Origin of the sequence: Williamsia muralis (assembly GCF_002735905.1) — a bacterium.
Lineage (GTDB): Bacteria > Actinomycetota > Actinomycetes > Mycobacteriales > Mycobacteriaceae > Williamsia > Williamsia muralis_A.
This window is the reverse complement of the sequence record NZ_PEBD01000004.1, coordinates 1201158-1219922: the sequence shown is the minus strand read 5'-3', so window position 1 is coordinate 1219922 and position 18765 is coordinate 1201158. Positions and strand designations below refer to the sequence as shown.

At 65.7% G+C, this 18765-nt stretch carries 16 protein-coding genes; 4 read left to right on the top strand and 12 right to left on the bottom strand.

Features of this window, described 5'->3' with window-relative positions:
* Positions 1 to 7: 7 nt before the first annotated feature.
* The 3 genes from CSW57_RS06410 to CSW57_RS06400 form a co-directional block, all read right to left on the bottom strand.
* Positions 8 to 1381: an LLM class flavin-dependent oxidoreductase gene (locus CSW57_RS06410; RefSeq protein WP_099381878.1), complete on the bottom strand. Its 1374-nt coding sequence runs from the start codon at positions 1379 to 1381 to the stop codon at positions 8 to 10.
* A gap of 138 nt (positions 1382 to 1519) precedes the next feature.
* Positions 1520 to 3118: a DNA polymerase Y family protein gene (locus CSW57_RS06405; protein ID WP_099381877.1), complete on the bottom strand. Its 1599-nt coding sequence runs from the start codon at positions 3116 to 3118 to the stop codon at positions 1520 to 1522.
* The gene (locus CSW57_RS06400; RefSeq protein WP_223249064.1) at positions 3119 to 3910 is read right to left on the bottom strand and encodes a hypothetical protein; all 792 of its coding nucleotides are present in this window, start codon (positions 3908 to 3910) and stop codon (positions 3119 to 3121) included.
* Positions 3911 to 4126: 216 nt separating this feature from the next.
* On the opposite strand from CSW57_RS06400, the gene CSW57_RS06395 reads away from it, so the two are divergent.
* Positions 4127 to 5308, top strand: a complete 1182-nt coding sequence (locus CSW57_RS06395; protein ID WP_099381876.1) for a serine/threonine-protein kinase — start codon at positions 4127 to 4129, stop codon at positions 5306 to 5308.
* A 69-nt stretch (positions 5309 to 5377) separates the two neighbouring features.
* On the opposite strand, the gene CSW57_RS06390 is transcribed toward CSW57_RS06395, so the two are convergent.
* Together CSW57_RS06390 and CSW57_RS06385 are read right to left on the bottom strand one after the other, a co-directional pair.
* Positions 5378 to 6049, bottom strand: coding sequence for a response regulator (locus tag CSW57_RS06390; RefSeq protein WP_099381875.1), 672 nt, complete (start codon positions 6047 to 6049; stop codon positions 5378 to 5380).
* 12 nt (positions 6050 to 6061) lie between these two features.
* Positions 6062 to 7300, bottom strand: a complete 1239-nt coding sequence (locus CSW57_RS06385; RefSeq protein WP_223249063.1) for an ATP-binding protein — start codon at positions 7298 to 7300, stop codon at positions 6062 to 6064.
* A gap of 232 nt (positions 7301 to 7532) precedes the next feature.
* Here CSW57_RS06385 and CSW57_RS06380 point away from each other — a divergent pair, with 232 nt between their 5' ends.
* Positions 7533 to 8870 carry a PspC domain-containing protein gene (locus tag CSW57_RS06380; RefSeq protein WP_223249062.1) on the top strand — a complete coding sequence of 446 codons (1338 nt, stop codon included), beginning with the start codon at positions 7533 to 7535 and terminating at the stop codon, positions 8868 to 8870.
* 19 nt (positions 8871 to 8889) lie between these two features.
* Positions 8890 to 9078 carry a hypothetical protein gene (locus CSW57_RS06375; RefSeq protein ID WP_143696487.1) on the top strand — a complete coding sequence of 63 codons (189 nt, stop codon included), beginning with the start codon at positions 8890 to 8892 and terminating at the stop codon, positions 9076 to 9078.
* A gap of 52 nt (positions 9079 to 9130) precedes the next feature.
* Here CSW57_RS06375 and CSW57_RS06370 read toward each other — a convergent pair whose 3' ends face one another.
* The 5 genes from CSW57_RS06370 to guaB form a co-directional block, all read right to left on the bottom strand.
* A complete protein-coding gene (locus tag CSW57_RS06370; RefSeq protein WP_099382109.1) occupies positions 9131 to 9796 on the bottom strand; it encodes a class I SAM-dependent methyltransferase in 666 nt (221 codons plus the stop codon).
* Between the two features lie 405 nt (positions 9797 to 10201).
* Positions 10202 to 11794, bottom strand: a complete 1593-nt coding sequence (gene guaA / locus CSW57_RS06365; protein ID WP_223249061.1) for a glutamine-hydrolyzing GMP synthase — start codon at positions 11792 to 11794, stop codon at positions 10202 to 10204.
* A gap of 64 nt (positions 11795 to 11858) precedes the next feature.
* Positions 11859 to 13583, bottom strand: coding sequence for a GMC family oxidoreductase (locus tag CSW57_RS06360; protein ID WP_223249090.1), 1725 nt, complete (start codon positions 13581 to 13583; stop codon positions 11859 to 11861).
* A 153-nt stretch (positions 13584 to 13736) separates the two neighbouring features.
* Positions 13737 to 14879, bottom strand: coding sequence for a GuaB3 family IMP dehydrogenase-related protein (locus tag CSW57_RS06355; protein WP_099382108.1), 1143 nt, complete (start codon positions 14877 to 14879; stop codon positions 13737 to 13739).
* Positions 14880 to 14994: 115 nt separating this feature from the next.
* On the bottom strand, positions 14995 to 16539 hold the full coding sequence (guaB, locus tag CSW57_RS06350) for an IMP dehydrogenase (RefSeq protein ID WP_099382107.1): 1545 nt from the start codon (positions 16537 to 16539) through the stop codon (positions 14995 to 14997).
* Between the two features lie 280 nt (positions 16540 to 16819).
* Between guaB and CSW57_RS06345 the strand changes: the two genes are divergently transcribed.
* Entirely contained in the window at positions 16820 to 17212 is a 393-nt protein-coding gene (locus CSW57_RS06345; protein WP_023962030.1) for a DUF5319 domain-containing protein, read from the top strand.
* Positions 17213 to 17243: 31 nt separating this feature from the next.
* Here the strand turns inward: CSW57_RS06345 and CSW57_RS06340 are convergent, their stop codons facing one another.
* Together CSW57_RS06340 and CSW57_RS06335 are read right to left on the bottom strand one after the other, a co-directional pair.
* Positions 17244 to 18152 carry an anti-sigma-D factor RsdA gene (locus CSW57_RS06340; protein ID WP_099381870.1) on the bottom strand — a complete coding sequence of 303 codons (909 nt, stop codon included), beginning with the start codon at positions 18150 to 18152 and terminating at the stop codon, positions 17244 to 17246.
* A 5-nt stretch (positions 18153 to 18157) separates the two neighbouring features.
* Positions 18158 to 18724, bottom strand: a complete 567-nt coding sequence (locus CSW57_RS06335) for a sigma-70 family RNA polymerase sigma factor (RefSeq protein WP_099381869.1) — start codon at positions 18722 to 18724, stop codon at positions 18158 to 18160.
* Positions 18725 to 18765: the final 41 nt, after the last annotated feature.

The window sequence follows — 18765 nt, the reverse complement described above, 5'->3', positions numbered from 1 at the left end:
CAGGGTGTCAGCCTGCAGCGGGTACCAGCGACCGCTCGCGGATGTCTGCTGGCAGGTCTTCGTCCGGATGCCCGAGCCCCAGGTTTTCCCGCAACGTGCTGCCCTGGTACTCCGTACGGAACAGACCGCGACGCTGGAGCTCGGGGACCACATAGTCGACGAAGTCGTTGAACGTTCCCGGTGTCTGGGCCGTGGAGACGATGTAGCCATCGGCTTCTCCCCCGGTGAACCCGGCCTCGATCTGATCGGCCACGTCGGAAGCGGTACCCACGAATTGCGGCAGCAGCACTCCCTGCGCGTAGAGCTTGCCGATGTCGCGGAGCGTCAGGCTGTTCCGTTCACTCAGACGCCTCGCCACATCGAACAGTCCCTGCGTTCCGGAGACGGAGATGTCTTCCAGTGGGGCGTCGAGGTCGTACTGCGAGAAGTCGTGGTCGGTGTGTACCGACAGTGTGATCAGGCCCGAGATCGGATCTGCGAGTTCGTTGTGGAACGCCTGCTTCTCCCGGGCCATCGATTCGGTCTCACCGATGAACGGGATGAACGAGGGCAGGATCTTGACATGGTCGGGATTGCGGCCCACGTCGACCACACGCGACTTGACGTCGTCGTAGTAGGCCCGACGCCCTTCCGGCGTCGGGTCGATCTCGAAGATGGCTTCGGCCCATCGGGCCGCAAAATCCTTTCCTGTGGAGGACGATCCGGCCTGGATGAGCACCGGACGATGCTGGGGTGATCTCGGCTGGTTCAGCGGGCCCCGGGTGCGGTAGTACCGACCGTCGTGGTCGACCGGACGAACCTTGTCCGCATCGGCCCACACCCCGCTCGCCTTGTCCGCGACAACGGCGTCCTCGTCCCACGCCGACCACAGCTCCACTGCGGTCTGCACGAACTCCTCGGCTCGCAGATATCGCTCGTCGTGTGCCACGTGCTGGTCGAAACCGAAATTGAGCGCTTCGGCCTGGGTCAGGGATGTGACGATGTTCCATGCCACCCGGCCGCGGGATATGTGGTCGAGGGAGCCGAAGACCCGAGCGAGTTCGTACGGGTGGAAGTAGGTGGTGGACTTGGTGATCGCGATGCCCAGATGGCTGGTGACCGCGGCGATGCTGGCGGCGACAACGGACGGATCGAGTGTCGCGGCGGCCTGGGTGCCACGACGCAGTGGTTCGGACTGATCTGCACCGAAACGCAAGGGGGCGGCCAGCAGATCCGCGAAGAACGCGAAGTCGAACTTGCCGCGCTCGAGGATGCGGCCGACACGGTGATAGTGCTCGGGTGAGAAGAATTCCGTCGTGGAGCCCGGGTGCCTCCATGCGGCATGGGAATGGGTGACGGGCGAGGCGATCAGGAATCCGCCCAGGTGCAGTTGACGACTCATCGGTATCAGGTCCTTCGGGTGTCGAGAGGGCGCCGGAAGGCGCTCGCTGCCATCGAAGTCGGGAACGACGGACTGTCCAAGTGTTCTCGTCACCCTGGGTGAAACAGGGCCCACATCCGCCGTGCGGCGTACCGTGCGTCATTCGTACACGCCTTCGACGGTCCACTGCCCATCTTGGTAGTGCAGCAACAATGCTCGTGAATCCTCTAGCAGCACTTGCGCTCTGGCGTATGTCCCGACATGCACATCGACGCCACCGCCACCATCCCCCGGCCCTGCGGCCCACCACCGTTCGTCGGTGGCCCACGGCCCCGCCCACCAGCTCAACGACCAACTGCGCCGGCCCCAGGTCAGACTGGCCGGATCGGCACTGAAACTGCCGCGGGCAGTGACCTGCACCGGGGAGTCCTCGGCGTCGAGAAGGGTCACCGGTGCCATCGGCAGCACTGAGGGCGACGGTCCCGGCAATTGCCCCGGCCAGGGGGCATCCGGGTCGGCCTGTGCCACCAATTCGTCCCCGAGGGGTACCAGGGTGATCTGCTGACCGGGCCCACGGCCACCACTGCGTACCGGAACCTGCACGCGTTCGCCTCCCAACAACCCCTGCACCCGCACCAGTGCCCGGCGCACCCGCTCGGCCACTTCTCCGTCTCCTCCGGCCAATCCCCCGCCCGTGAGCCCGAGTTGCATCGCACCCGAGCCGATCACCTCCACCGGATCGAGACGCAACATCACCACCGGCCCATCTGGGCGGTCGGCGGCGCTGCGTCCGGAAAGCCACCCTTCCAATTGCCAGCGGATCCGGTCAGCTGTCGCGTCAGGGGTCAGCGGCTGTGCACAACGCCAGGTGCGGGAGTACTCACGACCGCTCTCGGTGGTGGCCTGCACGGTGAGCCGCGTGCAGGCCACCGACGCCGCGGCCAGCACATCGTGCAGCTGGGCGGACAGTCGCCTGCCGATGAAGGCGGCGGCATCGACGCGGTCCACCGGTGGGTCGCAGCGATGTTCGACGACCAGGTCCGGTGGTGGCGCTTGCCCCGACGGCGGGCGTTGCGGCAATGCCCGAGCGGTGCGGTGCGCGAAGATCGCGTCCGCCCCGAAGCGGGTGGCGACATCGGTGGACGACAGTTCGGCAAAGGCGCCGATGGTTCGAAGCCCCATCCGCCACAGCAGATCGACCAGGGCAGGTCGATCGTCGGCACACATGCTGGGCTCCACCGCCAATTGCGAGATACGCAGTGGCGCAAGGAACTCGGCACCTTTGCCCGGAGGTACCACCTTGCCGAGCCGAGCAGCGATGATCGCCGTGAAGAGTTCGTCGGCGATACCCACCTGGGATTCGATGCCACAGGCAGACACCACGTCGGTGAGTTTTTCGGCCGCCGCCTCTTCACCACCGAAATAGCGCGCAACCCCACGGGCTGGCAGCACCAGAAGTCCCGGCCGCAACACCTCGACCATCGGGATCAGTTCGGCGACGGCGGCGGCCACCGGTTCGAACAACCGGGCATCACGTCCCTCGTCCGCATCTGTCACGGTCAGCTGGGGGCACCGCGCCTGGGCATCGCGTTTACGCATCTCCCGGCGCACCCCCACCGCACGTGCCGCGGCAGAACAGGCGATCACGCGGCCGGACCGCAGCACCGCAACCGGACGATCCGGCGACAGATCCATCTCTGCCGCCGCGGCGACGGCCGGCCAATCCGGGCACCAGACCCCGAACACCCGATCACTCATCTACAACGCCACCGGCAGCGAAGGAGCATCGTACGAATTGCTCTGGGAGTCGACCACATCGACGAGCTGCACCCGGTCGCCGCAATGCATCACGTCCAGCCGGGTATCGGCTCCGGCGAATCCGCGTCCGTGTGAACGGACCGCGAGTGATACACCTCCGAGTCGGCCGTAACCACGCCGCACAGCAGAAGGCTGGTGGGCGGTGGGCTGATGCCGGTACGCACAGACCCGCGACTGCAACTTCACATGTGCTCCCGACCACGTGCCGTCGGTGACCACCAGCACCGCGCCCTTGCTACGAGCGCGGGCCATCACCACCCGGCTGCGCGAGGGTGGCACCGAGATACCACCGAGGCCCACCACCACCAGGTCGAGTCCATCGAGCAGCACCGCGGCGATCTCCACCGGATCTGGCCCGGGGTCGGGTATTACCGCGATCCGGGACAGGTCGGCCCCCATCTCGACCGCCGCGAGCAGACACAGCTGCGGCTGACCGATGACCGCCACATGACCGCCGTCGGCACTGACCTGTGCGATCAGCGACAACAACAGCGACCGTGCACCCTCCAAGGCCAACACCTGACCACGAATCAGCCCGGCACCGGGGAGCACCCGTTCGAGAGCCGGCGGGACAGCCAGCCTCTCGCGGTCGGTGTACTTCTCCTGCTCATTGACAACCGCCGACATCTGTCTTTGTGGCACAACGGATTCGGGCTTTGATCGAGTGGTGGCAGCAGCGAGGGTCTGCCGCAACATCGCCAGCTTCTGCGCCTTGTCCGGAGCTGTCTCCATGGTCTGCATCGCACCCCTGTCCATACTCCCCACCAAGGAGGAAGTGGCGCAGGGAAGTTGCAACCACCGGTCTGACTCGAACACATTTTCGATTCTTTTCGAATGTAGGTCAGCACTCCGACAAGCGTCAATACGCCTCGGCGCGTCGTCCGGGCGAGTCGTCCTCGCCCGGCACACCACCCACTCCAGTCTCAGGAGTCCACTAAGGTCAGACCAATGAGCGCCTCTTCCTACCGCGTTCCCGGCCCCGATTATCTGGTTGCCGGGCGGTACCGTCTGCGCTCGAAGATCGGTGGCGGTGGCATGGGCGCCGTCTGGTTGGCGCACGACACCCTCCTCGACCGGCAGGTCGCCATCAAGCAGGTGTTGTCGGTGGCCGGCATGACCGAGGACTCCGCCGCCGAGATGCGACAGCGAGCCATGCGCGAGGGCCGGATCGCGGCCCGGCTGAGTCATCGCAACGCCATCGCCATGCACGATGTGGCACTCGACGCCGGTGAGCCCTGGTTGGTGATGGAATACCTGCCCTCGCGCAGCATCGCCGAGATCCTCCATCAGGCCGGCACCATGCCCGTCAAGCAGGTGGCCCAGATCGGCGCCCAGGTGGCCGACGCCATGGCCGAGGCCCACAACGCAGGCATCATGCACCGCGACATCAAGCCGGGCAACATCCTCATCGCAGAAGGACGCAACGCCGGGCTGGTGAAGCTGACCGATTTCGGGATCTCGCGGTCCAAGGACGATGTACAGCTCACCCAGACCGGAGTGATCACCGGTACCCCGGCGTACTTCGCTCCCGAGGTCGCCCGCGGCGAAGATCCGACGGAGGCCTCCGACGTCTACTCGCTCGGCTCCACCCTCTACACCTGCGTGGAAGGTCAGCCGCCGTTCGGGCTCGACGAGAACTCCCTGGTGCTGCTGCACAAGGTCGCCCGCGGCGAGATCATCCGACCCCAGCGGGCCGGAGCCCTCGAGGGCGCTCTGCTCGCCATGCTCGAGCCGAGTCCGGCCCGCCGGCCGACGATGGCCGGGATCCGCGATCGGCTTGCCCAGATCGCCGCGGGCGATGCCGGCAACACCGCACAGATCCTCACCAGTCCGCTGGATCGACGAACCGCGCCTCTCCCTCCGCGGCCACCCACCCGGCGCATCCCGACCACCACCGAGTCAGGTCTCCCGGCGGCTCACGGACCGACCACTGTCGGGCGGGCCCACCCGACCTCGGGTGTCGGCGAGTCCTGGCAGGTCACCCAGCACTCACGGCCGGTGTTCTCCGGATTTGACCAACCACCCGGGAAGACCGATCCGCCCCGCCACGCAGCTCTCGCCGCCGCGGTGTTCCTGGCGTTCGTGGTGCTCGCCGCCATCGCGGTCACCCTCATCGCACTGCTCCGCTAGACCACGCGTCGCCTCGAGCCCTACGCACCGGTTCGGATCAGTGCGCCGCACACACGGCGCCCGTCGGCACTAGCTGATGTGCCGGTTGGCGGCCCACCTGGTGAGTGCGTTGCGATTGGACTGCTGGGTCTTGCGCAGGACATTGGACGCGTGGGTCTCCACCGTCTTGATGGAGATAACGAGGTCTTCGGCGATCTCCCGATACGTGAACCCCCGGGCCAGCAGCCGCAGGACCTCCATCTCGCGTGGAGTCAGCGAATCGAGTTCCGGATCCAGATGTGGTTCCGGCACGGGCGATTTCCCGGTGAACGAATCGAGCACGAATCCGGCCAGACGCGGACTGAACACGGCGTCCCCGTCTGCGACCCGGCGCACGGAGTCGGCCAATTCCGAGCCGCCGATCGTCTTGGTGACATAGCCGCGGGCACCCGCGCGAATGGTGGCGATGACGTCTTCGGCGGCGTCGGACACACTCAGCGCCAGGAAGACGGGCGACTTCTGCGGTGCGGCGTCGGCGACACCTCGCAGCACCGCGATCCCCCCACCGGCAGGCATGTGCACATCGAGCAACACCACGTCCGGTGACGACTGGAGGATGCCCGCGATCGCATCGCCGACCGCCCCTGCCTCCCCGACCACGGCCATGTCGGTCTCCGAGGCCAGCTCCGCTCGTACGCCAGAGCGGAAGACACCGTGGTCATCCACAAGAAACACCCGGTATGGCTCACTTCGGCCGGTCATCGCCCCAACTCTCTAATTCACCGCATCCGATTCGGAACCGGCGTCCTCACCGAGGTCCGTGACCGACGGCGTCTCGCCGCCACGCGGCATCGACATCCGGACATCAACCCCTCGACCGGCGGCCGACTTGATCTCAACGCTACCGCCGTGCCGCTGCACCCGCGCCTTGATCGACCCCGACACCCCGCGGCGATCTTCTGGTACCTGGTCGGGGTCGAAGCCGACGCCACGGTCGCGGACGAACACCTCCACCTGCGAGCTCTCCACCTCGGCGTACACATCAACCGAGCGTTCCCCGGAGTGTTTGGCGGCGTTGACAAGTGCCTCCCGCGTCGCCGCGATCAGCGCAGCCCATCGACGGTGATCGCCACTCCAGGAGGGATCATCGGCCGTGACGTCGCCGACGGTCACCACCTCCACTTCGACGCCGTAGTGGTCTTCGACCTCGGCGGCCACGGCCTTGAGTGCGGTGGTCAGCGAATCGCTCTGCTGCCCTTCACCTTCGAACAGGTAGCGGCGCAGTTCGCGTTCCTGACTCCGCGCCAGGCGCTGCACCTCTTCGGCATGTCCCGACCGCTTCTGGATCAGCGCCAGGGTCTGCAGCACAGAATCGTGGAGGTGCGCGGCGATCTCTTCCCGTTCGGCATTGCGGATGCGTGCGGCGCGTTCGGCCCCCAGCATCCGGGCCATCCGCAACCACAACGGGATCGTCAGCAGCAGCACACCCAGCACCGTCGCGGCGACGGCCAGCAACGTGGTACTCAACCCGCCGATCCGGTTGTTCCCGGCCAGCACCACCACCACCAGGCCGATCACCACCAGCGTTGCGCCACCGGCGATTCGGGTCCAGGTGATCGCCCGGGCCGACGCGGACCTGGGCCTCCATGTCGAATCGAGTTCGCGCCAGACAAGTGATGCGCCGACCGCCACCACCACCAGCGGGATGAGGAATTGCGCGGGGGTGCCTGAGGCCACGAACCCCACCGACACCACTGCGACCACGCCGACGATCGCCAGGCCGATTCCCTGCCGCCGTTCGGAGGAGGTCGGCGGTTCGGTGTCGGTACCCGGCGGGCACATGAACCAGAGCAGACCGTAGGCGCACACGCCGGCCCCGGCCAGTGCGCTGAGCACGACGAACACCACGCGCACCCGAAAGGCGTCCACTCCGAGGTGGTCGGCCACGCCTCCGGCGACCCCGCCGATGACACGGCCACCATCGCGGCGGTGGACACGTTCGACTGTTGGCACCAGTCGATAGTGGCACGCGCCCGCGGTCGCACACATCAGGGACAATCCCCAGATGTGATTCCAGGGAGCAGATCAGGGTGAATCCCGATGGTGCGGTGCCCGACCCGTGATCAGTATTGAACACATGAGTGGAGATGTCCCGAAGACGAAGCGAAGCTCGACCATCACTCCCGACGAAGCGAAGCGGAGCTCGACCAGAAGTCCCCAGCACGAAGCGAAGCGGAGTTCGACCATGAATGCTGCATCCAGTCCCACCATCAATGCCGAAGTACTGCAGAACATGTGGCGAACGCGCCCGGCACGTGCGGCGTCGGGTTCGACGATCGGCGGCGTGTGCACCGGGATCGGTGTCCGGTACAAGGTCGACCCCACACTCGTGAAGGTGGCGTTCATCGTCTCGGCACTGTTCGGCGGTGCAGGCATCCTGCTCTACATCGCTGCGTGGATCGTGCTGCCCGAAGGTGCTCCTGCGCAGTCGTCTCCGGACACCGCGATGCGCGCCAACCGCTTTCGGCATGGGATGCGCCATGCCTCATCTCACCCGCCGACCGTTGTCGCAGTGGCCGTCGTGGCCGTCGTGGCCTTGATCGCCGGGCCCCATCTCGCGTGGAGCAGTGGTGGCCTCCTCGGCCTGGCGCTGATGATGCTGGGCTGGTGGTTGCTCTACCAGCGCACGCCGGCCCCCGAGCCCGGTACGAGCGCCGACACGTTAGGGCAACAGGCTGTCGGCGATCCGGTCACCGCAGGCGGTTCGTGGTGGCAGACCGCCACAGGTGTGCACACCCCCGCTGCGGGCGGGCATTTCCAGAGCTGGACTCCCCGCGCCTGGCTCAAGGAGGACCCACCGGCGACGGCGGCCGACGCGACGCAGACACCTGATGGTGAGGAGGCGGACTCCGATGTCGAACCGCCTCTCCCGACCCCACCTTCATGGGACCCACTGGGCGCGGCGCCTTTCGCCTGGGATCTACCGGAACCGTCGTCGCCGGTGGAGCGCACACCGTCATCACGCTTCACCCCGGTGGTGCTCGGTATCGCGGTCATCGTCGCAGCGGTCGCGGCGGCTATCGGCACGGAGGTGGATTGGTTCGGTCCGGCACGGGTCGGGGCCATCGCGTTGGCCGTGGTCGCAGGCGGATTGGTCATCGGAGCATTCATCCGTAAGGGCGGTGGCCTGATCCCGATCGCCATTCCCCTCGCCGGGTTCGTGGTGATCGCCACGGTGATCGGCAACGTGAACTTGCCCGAGGGTGGCATCGGCGACCGCGACTGGAAGCCGCTCTCGGTCGCCGACCTCCAGGAGCAGTACTCGCTGACGATGGGTTCGGCACGACTCGACCTGACCGCGCTCGAACTCGACGCCGACAAGAAGGTGACGATCGACATGGGTGTCGGCGATTTCAAGATCATCGCGCCCGAGAACATGAACCTGCGCGCCGATTGTGAAGTGGCCATCGGACAGGTCAAATGCCCCGAAGGCCTCGAGGGCGGACCTGATGGATCACAAGGTCCGGTGCTGACCATCGACGCGCATTCGACCATCGGAAATGTGGAGGTCATCCGTGACTAGGTTCGCACCATTTCAAGCCGTGACCGGAATTGCCGGACTATTGGTGGCCTTGTGGGCCATCGCGGGCGGCCCCGAACTCAACGGCTCGGATTCGACGATGTGGATCGCGCTCGCCGTTGCTGTCGGGGTGGGACTCATCCTGATCTTCAGCGGAGGCAGAGAAAAGAAAAAGCTGCCCGGGGTGTCTGAGAACGAAACGACCACGTAGCAGTAGTCGCATCGATCCGACCGCGCAGCAGCGGCCGGATCGATGCGTCGATTCACCGAGAAAGCGGCTTTGTCCACGTGATCGAATAGCGGAAGAGCAATTCGCGCCGAAAGCGTGATCCGGGCAGGAGTTCGGACGCATGGGTGCGCATTTCCCGATACGAGACCGGTGGCGGCCACACAATCGGCGACGGCTGTTTCCACACGTTTCGCCGCGCCACCGCGGCGCCCGCGGCCACAGTGGACACATAATCCAACGCACGATCGCGCAGGCCTTCACTGCCGGCGCAGCCGATCACGACAAGCGTTCCCCCAGGGCGGATGAGTTGTCCGATGCGCCGCAGGCCCTGACGGGGCTCCATGTGATGCAGTGTCGCCACCGAGACGACCGCATCGAAAGACTCTGGTTCGAACGGATGCCTGAGGACGTCGCCCCAGATGTAGTCGATGTCGTCCGACTTCGCCGCCGCCATGTCGACGCTCGCCTCGTCGGAGTCGATCCCGACCACGTGCGGTATGGATCGGCGCAGAAGCCGGGTCAGCATTCCCTCACCCGAGCCGACGTCGAGCACCGACTCTGCTCGGCCTTGCAGCGAACGCTCGATGAATGGGTAGTAGTGGGTGTTGAAATTCCAATGTTTCGAATCCGATGCAATGTGGTCATGGTCTTCGATTCGAAGAAGAGACCAACGTTCTTTGACCGAATTGTTGCCGCTCATGATCGCCATCTGATGCCCCCAACCTGTTCGCGGACATACAACACAAACGTGTTGTGTCCCACATATGAACCGTGTACTTCACCTTGTAGCCAGAATGGTGAATTCACAAACGAGGCCGATTCGACAATTCGGTGATACGACCCCGCTCGCACCCACCATTACTTTTGCAAACGTAGCACGGAGTCGATTTAGGGTTGCCCCAGGCGATCACTCCGATTGATTTGTCAGCATGTTCACAATAGGCAGATACAAATCAAACATTGAAATGCGCGCTGGTGGCAGGCCTAAAAGAAGGGCTGGACATCCGATTCAGAACGAATGGATGGGAAAATCCCATACGAGAGTGAAACTACTGATTCACATCGACGAATGGAACCCATCGCGCCCAGGCGGGTGAGCGCGAACCTACTCCCATTCGATGGTGCCCGGGGGCTTGCTGGTGACGTCGAGTACCACCCGATTCACCTCAGGCACCTCGTTGGTGATCCGTGTCGAGATCTGTTCGAGCACCTCGTAAGGAATACGGGTCCAGTCGGCCGTCATCGCATCTTCACTCGACACCGGACGCAACACGATCGGATGACCGTACGTGCGGCCGTCGCCCTGCACACCCACACTGCGCACGTCGGCGAGCAGAACCACCGGACACTGCCAGATCTGGTGATCCAAACCGGCGGAGGTCAGTTCCTCACGGGTGATCAGATCAGCCTTTCGGAGGAGTTCGAGACGGTCTGCGGTGACCTCGCCGACGATCCGGATCGCCAGGCCCGGACCCGGGAAGGGCTGGCGTCCGACGATTTCCTCCGGCAGACCCAACTCACGCCCGACAGCCCGGACCTCGTCTTTGAACAGCAGGCGCAGTGGCTCCACCAGGCTGAACTCGAGATCCTCTGGCAGGCCACCGACGTTGTGGTGACTCTTGATGTTCGCCGTACCGGTTCCGCCCCCCGACTCCACGACGTCGGGGTACAAGGTGCCCTGCACGAGGAAGTCGACCTTCTCCCCTTCGGCTGCCCGGTCGCCGAGTACATCGCTCACCGCTCCTTCGAAGGCGCGGATGAACTCGCGGCCGATGATCTTGCGTTTGGTCTCCGGATCACTGACGCCTGCCAACTCACGCAGGAACGTCTCCTCGGCGTCAACCGTCACCAGACGAGCGCCGGTAGCGGCCACGAAGTCCTGCTGAACCTGCTCGCGTTCGCCGGCCCGCAACAATCCGTGGTCGACGAAGACACAGGTCAGCCGATCTCCGATGGCTCGCTGTACCAGCGCGGCAGCCACCGCCGAGTCGACACCGCCGGACAGACCACAGATGGCGGTGCCGTCACCGATCTGTTGACGGACCTGCTCCACGAGCGCATCGGCGATGTTCGCCGCGGTCCAGGTGGGCTTGAGGTCGGCGACCTCATGCAGGAAACGGGTCAGGATCTGTTGACCGTGCGGTGTGTGCATCACCTCGGGGTGGTACTGCACACCGGCCATCTGGCGTTCGATGCTCTCGAATGCGGCCACCGGGGCGCCCGCCGTCGAAGCCGTGACCTCGAACCCGGGCGGCGGTTCCTGGACCGCGTCGTTGTGGCTCATCCACACCGGCTGTTGGGCCGGGGTGCCCGAGTGCAGCACGCCGCCCTCAGTGGTCATCGTGGTGCGACCGAACTCGCGCCCGCCGGTGTTGGCCACGACGCCGCCCAGCGCATTCGCCATGGCCTGGTAGCCGTAACAGATCCCGAACACCGGAACGCCGAGGTCGAACAGATCGCCGTCGATTCCCGGTGCGTCGTCCGCATAGACCGACGCAGGTCCTCCGGACAGGATCAGCGCGACCGGGTTCTTCGCCTTGATCTCGTCCAGGTCGGCGGTATGGGGAATCACCTCGGAGTAGATCCGGGCCTCGCGCACGCGACGCGCGATCAGCTGGGCGTACTGCGCCCCGAAATCGACCACCAGAACCGGTCGCGGAGCCGCTGATTCCACACCTGTATCTTCGCTGTCTGCCACGCCTGTCAGTCTAAACCCGGCCGGGGTCGTGCCCGTCCCACCGGCAACCGGACGAGGTCGGCACTCAGGCGCTCACACCGTCGGTCTTGGTGATCACCGTCAGTGGCAGCCGAAGTGCACCGGGCGCATCCGCCGGAACCACCGGCGCCTGGGGCGGCGTCGGCGAGATCCGTTCGTAGGGCTCCCCCTGCGGCGGCCGGGCGTCATGCTCACCCTTGTTGGGCCACAACGCAATTGCGCGCTCGGCCTGCGCACAGATCGACAGCGAGGGATTCACGCCGAGGTTCGCCGAGATGGCCGCGCCGTCGGTGATGTGCAGCGTCGGGTAGTTCCACACCCGGTGGTAGGGGTCGATCACACCGGTGTCGGGGCTGTCGGAGATCACACACCCACCGAGGTAGTGAGCTGTGAGGGGCATGTTGAACACATCTCCCCAGGTTCCGCCGGGCAGACCGTCGAACTGTTTCGCCGCACGCTCGGTGGCTTCGTTACCCGCCGGGATCCACGTGGGGTTTGGCTCCCCATGGCCCTGTTTGGTGGTGACCAGACGCCATGGCCCGAATTTCTTCACAAAGGTGGTGAGCGAATTGTTCCGGTTCTGCATCACCAGCAGGATCACCGTGCGCTGACTCCACCGCCGCAACCAGATCAGCTGCAGAACGCCCCGCCAACCCTCTTCACGGGCCTTGTCGAGCAGCTTGAGCCGCCTCGACCGACCCGGCTTGTCGTCGGTGAGGAATGTCTGCAGCGCCGCAATGGCGTTGGATCCCTTGCCATATCGGACTGGTTCGATGTGCGTGTCGGGCGACGGGTGGAACGACGAGGTGATCGCGATGCCCTCGGAGAAATCCTGTGCCGGGTCGTAGGAACGGCGCATCGCACCCAAGATCGATTCGGAGTTGGTGCGGGTCAGCAGACCCAACGTCTCGGAAAGCTCCGGCAGCGAACCCCTGTCCTTGGCCAGATGCATGATCTTCTGGGTGTTGAACGTACCGGCGGCGACGATCACCTGACCCGCGGTCAGGGTCCGGCGGCGCGCACCGATCCGTCCCCACGCCGCCGACCGAGCCGTGTGCACCTTCCAGCTGCCGTCTGCCTGCGGATCCAGCCCGGTGACGGTGGTGCGGTCGAGAATCGTCGCGCCGCGTGATTCGGCCAGACCGAGGTAGTTCTTCAGCAGGGTGTTCTTCGCGCCGTACCGGCATCCGGTCATGCAGGCGCCGCACTCGACACACACCGTCCGGTCGGGGCCTGCGCCACCGAAGTACGGATCGGCCACCCGCTCACCCGGAGTTCCTGTGCCACCGGACTTCTCACCGAAGAACACGCCCACGGGGGTCGGCCCGAAGGTGTCCCCCACCCCCATTTCGTCGGCAACCTGCCGCATAACGCGGTCGGCGTGGGTGACGATGGGGGTGCTGACCACACCCAGCATGCGGCTGGCCTGGTCGTAGTACGGCGACAGCTCGCTCTCCCAGTCGGTGATGTGCTCCCACTGCGGATCCCGGAAGAACGGTGTCGGCGGTTTGTAGAGAGTGTTGGCATAGTTCAGCGACCCGCCGCCGACGCCCGCACCGGCCATCACCATCACGTCTTTGAGCAGATGGATACGTTGGATGCCGAACATCCCCAGTTTGGGAGCCCACAGCCACTTGTGCAGTCGCCAACTGGTTTTGGCGAACTGGTCGTCGGCGTACCGTCGGCCCGCTTCGACGACACCGACCTTGTAGCCCTTCTCGACCAGTCGTAGGGCGCTGACACTCCCACCGAAGCCCGATCCGACGATCAATACGTCGTAATCGTGCTTCTCGCGAGTGGCCGGCTGCTCGGGCTGGGAGTAGCTGTTACCGCGTGATACAGACACCACGCCATCGTACATTGGTACGTTACCGGCCGGTAACGTATAGCGAATTCTCGCTCGGGATAAGCCAGAGGCGAGTGTTCAGTCGCAGGCCGACAGGCCGACCTTCTGAAACTCCTTGAGGTCGGAGTATCCGGCCTTGGCCATCGAACGCCGCAATGCGCCAACGATGTTGAGGTGTCCGAACGGGTCGTCGGTGGGCCCGTGCAACACGGTCTGCAGGTCGGGCCTGCCTTCGTCCTCGGCCACGGCCAGCAGTGCGCCACGAGGCATAGACGGATGTGCGGCGGCAGCGGACCAGTAATAGCCGCGGCCGGGCGCTGAGGCTGCCGCAGCCAAAGGCGTGCCCAGAACGGCGGCGTCGGCGCCGCAGGCGATCGCCTTGGCCAGCTCGCCGGAGTTGTGGATATCGCCGTCGGCGATCACGTGGACGTAGCGCCCGCCGGTTTCGTCGAGGTAGTCACGGCGGGCCGCAGCGGCATCGGCGATGGCCGTGGCCATCGGAACCCCTATCCCGAGGACTTCCCCGGTGGTGGTTGCCCCGGCGGTGGAGCCGTAACCGACGATCACCGCGGCAGCACCGGTACGCATCAGGTGCAGGGCGGTGCGGTGGTCGTGCACGCCACCGGCGATCACCGGTACGTCCAGTTCGGAGATGAACGTCTTGAGGTTCAGCGGCTCGGAATCCCCTTGTGAGACATGCTCGGCGGAGATGATCGTGCCGTGGATGACCAGGAGCTCCACCCCTGCTGCCACCAGCACGGGCGTGAGCTCGGCAGCCTTTTGTGGGCTGACCCGCACCGCGGTGGTGACGCCGGACTCACGAATCGACGAGACAGCCTGACCGAGCAGGTCCGGATCGATGGGTGCCGCATGGAGTTCCTGCAGCTTGCGCACTGCCGCTGTCGGATCGATCTCGTCCTCGGCGATCCGCACCACCTCGGCGATCTTGGCCTCGACATCGCGGTGGCGAGCCCAAAGGCCTTCACCGTTGAGGACGCCGAGACCCCCGTGCCGACCCAGTTCGACAGCCGACTGCGGCGAGACGAGCGCGTCCGTGGGGTGACTCAAGATCGGGATCTCGAACCGGTAGGCATCGAGCTGCCACGCGGTCGACACCTCTTTCGACGAGCGTGTGCGCCGAGACGGCACGATGTTGATGTCGCTGAGTTCGAACGTCCGACGGGCCGTACGGCCCATCCCGATGTCCACATGATCACGCACGAGGGTGCCTTTCGTCACTGCTGCACACAGAACCGCATCGGTGAACACCGACGGACCGGTTCACGAACTGACTCGACCTGCCCGAAATCGGATCGGTGCCGGCCGCCTTGAGAACTCAGCGGGAAGTGTAGTTGGGCGCCTCGACGGTCATGGTGATGTCGTGCGGATGGCTTTCTTTCAGGCCCGCCGCCGTGATCTGGACGAACTGGGCGTTCTGCAGCTCGGCGATCGAGCTCGAGCCGGTGTACCCCATCGCAGCGCGCAATCCACCACCCAGCTGATGGATCACCTGGTTGAGAGGTCCACGGAACGGCACTCGACCCTCGATGCCCTCGGGCACGAGCTTCTCTTCGGAGAGCACATCATCCTGAAAGTAGCGGTCTTTCGAGTAGGACTTCGCCTGGCCGCGACCCTGCATCGCGCCGAGTGAGCCCATACCCCGGTAGCTCTTGAATTGCTTGCCGCCCACCAAGATCAGCTCGCCCGGCGCTTCCGCGGTGCCGGCGAGCAGCGAGCCGAGCATTGCAGTCGATGCGCCTGCCGCCAGCGCCTTGGCGATGTCGCCGGAGAACTGCAGCCCGCCGTCGGCGATGACCGGAACCCCAGCCGGCTTGCAGACCGCAACTGCTTCCATGACCGCAGTGATCTGCGGGGCGCCCACGCCGGCGACCACACGGGTGGTGCAGATCGAACCGGGTCCGACCCCGACCTTGACCGCATCGGCACCGGCCTCGACGAGAGCGGAAGCCGCAGCACGGGTCGCAACGTTCCCGCCGACGATCTGCACCTTGGACCCGATCTCGGCCTTGAGTTTGCTGACCATCTCCAGGACCAGACGGTTGTGCGCGTGCGCGGTGTCGACGATGATCACGTCCACCCCGGCGTCCGACAGTGCCATGGCCCGATCCCACTGGTCACCGCCGGTTCCGACCGCGGCCCCGACCAGCAGCCGCCCGTCGGCGTCCTTGGTGGCATTGGGGTGCTGCTCTGTCTTGACGAAGTCTTTGACCGTGATCAGACCGGTCAGCCGACCGTGGCCGTCGACGATCGGGAGCTTCTCGATCTTGTGCCGTCGCAGCAGGCCGAGCGCGGCTTCAGCGGATACGCCCTCCTGGGCGGTGATCAGTGGCGCCTTCGTCATCACCTCGGAGACCGGCCGGTTCTGATCGACCTCGAAACGCATGTCCCTGTTGGTGATGATGCCGACGAGCTCGCCGGCGTCGTCGGTGACGGGCAGGCCCGAGATACGGAAGCGGGCACACATCGCGTCGACCTCGGCCAGCGTGTTCGACGGGCTGCAGGTCACAGGATCGGTGACCATGCCGGCTTCGGACCGCTTGACCGTTTCCACCTGCCCTGCCTGGTTCTCGATCGAGAGGTTGCGGTGCAGCACACCCATCCCACCGGCGCGGGCCATCGCGATGGCCATGCGGGATTCGGTGACTGTGTCCATCGCCGAGCTCACCAGGGGCACCCGCAACGTGATGTCGCGGGTCAGTTGCGACGAGGTGTCCACGTCGCTCGGGATCACGTCGGAGGCCGCGGGCAACAGCAGGACGTCGTCAAAGGTGAGGCCGAGCATGGCGACCTTGTTCGGGTCGTCGCCGCCGGTCCACACCGGGCCTCGTGCCTGGGCGGAGCCGGCTGTCGGGTTGTTCATTCCGGGCACGCTCATTCCGGTCAGGCCTGTTCCACTTCGGATCGGCATGTTGTCATTTCGATGGGTCCATCCTATCTGCTCGGCGGACCTCCTCAGGACGTCGCGTCCCGCCCCCGGCGGTGCCCTCTTCGAGCGCTGACTCGGCCGTCGGCCCTCCCCCTGCGCCCTACAGGTCGTTCACCTATGTGAAGGAGGATCGTTCATCCAATCGGCGTCGATCTTTCATTCATGCGGTGCACAGACTGGCGCCGGTGGGGTGAGGCTGACTACCGTGGTCAGCGTGCGAGATCATCTGCCGCCGGGGCTGCCACCGGACCCGTTCGCCGACGATCCCCGAGGGGACCCGTCGGCGGCGCTGGACGCCGCCCCACCCGGTGAGCCACTGGACGCGAACGAACGCATGGCGATCGAGGAAGACCTCGCCGATCTCGCTGTCTACGAGGCACTTCTGCACCGCCAGGGGATCCGCGGTCTCGTCGTGGTGTGCGACGACTGCCAGCTCGACCACTATCACGACTGGGACATGCTGCGCGCGAACCTGCTGCAGCTCCTGGTCGAGGGCACGGTACGACCGCACGAGCCGGCCGTGGACCCCAGTCCCGAGGCGTACGTCACCTGGGACTACTGCCGCGGTTACGCCGACGCGACGATGCACGCCAAAGACGAGGACTGACTTTCTCCCCCAACCGCGGGCGTCGGGCCGATCAGCCCGGCGGCGGTAGCGGAACGCTGGTGGTGGTGGAGGTGGTCGTCGGGGTCACCGGCGGCTCACTGGTCACGGTTTCGTCGGTGGTCGGTGGTGGCGTGGACACCGAGGTCGTCTCCGACGGGATCACCGTCACCGTCTGCTGGGTCTCGGTGATCGTCACCGGGGGCAGCTGCAGCTGTGGCAGCTGCGTCTCCAACGGCGGAATTGTCACGGTCGTCGGGAGAGTGATGGTCGGCAGGACGGCCGTGAGCAGACCACGCAGTTGGTCGATCTTCGCCTGCAGCTCGGCCCGCCTGTCGGCGTCGGTCACGTCGGCCAGTTGTGACTCGGCCCGGTTCAGCAAGGTCTGGGCCGCGGACTTGTCACCCGTCGACAACAGGTCGACGGCGTGATCGAGGTCGGTCTCGACGTCACCGGCGGCCAGCGTTGCCGAGGCGTCCGCTCCGAACATCGCTTCTTTGACACCCCAGAGTGGATCACCGGGCGAGGCGTCATGGGCCACCACCGACAGACCGCCGAACACGATCGCGCATGCCGCCGCGGCGCCGGCCGTGTAGCGGGCCACGGTCAGCGACCGGCGACGGGTCGCGGTCCTTCGCTGCGCGGTGATGCCTGCCTCGACCTCTTCGAGGGTCGGGCTTGCAGGCATCGGGGCAGCTGAGACCTCGGCACGCCAGTTGGACAGCAGCGCCGCCAGTTCGTGGTCCACAGGCGTGTGCGCAGGCACTCCGCGCTGGGACACCAGAGCGTCGATGAACTCGTCGTCGGCGCGGACCGCGCCGAGGTTCACCGGGATGGAGTCTTCATCGATCGCCTCGGATGCCGATGAGGGCACGCTCTGGAAACGCTCGTCGGATTCATCACCGAACCCCTTGCCACCACGTCGATCGCGCCTGTCACCCATCGCCCTCACCTACCCTTCTCGATCTCGGTCTTCAATTTCGCGAGTGCCCTGTGTTGAGCCACCCGCACCGCTCCCGCCGTACTCCCCACAGCGGACGCGGTCTCTTCTGCCGACAGCCCGACAACCAGTCGGAGCACCAGCACCTCACGCTGTTTGTCCGGGAGGGTCGACAACAGTTCGTTCATCCGACGGCCCGCGTCGGAGTCCAGCGCCCGCTGTTCGGGTCCGTCGTCGACGGCCATCCGCTCGGGCATCTCATCCACCGGCTCGGCCTTGTTACGACCCGCCGCTCGATGAGCATCGGCAACCTTGTGGGCGGCGATGCCATAGACGAACGCCATGAACGGTCTGCCCTGGTCTTGATACCGGGGCAGAGCTGTCATGACGGCCATGCAGACCTCCTGCGCTACGTCGTCGGCGGAGAGCGAATGCCGCTCACCACCTCCGACCCTGGCCCTGCAATAGCGCACAACCAGGGGGCGGACACTTTCGAGTACGTCGGAGAGAGCCGATCGGTCGCCCTGCGCTGCGGCAGAGACAACCCGGTCCAACTCTTCACCTGTAAAAATCATCGCTCGTAGACGTCTCCGCGTTACCTTCGCCGATTGGTGCC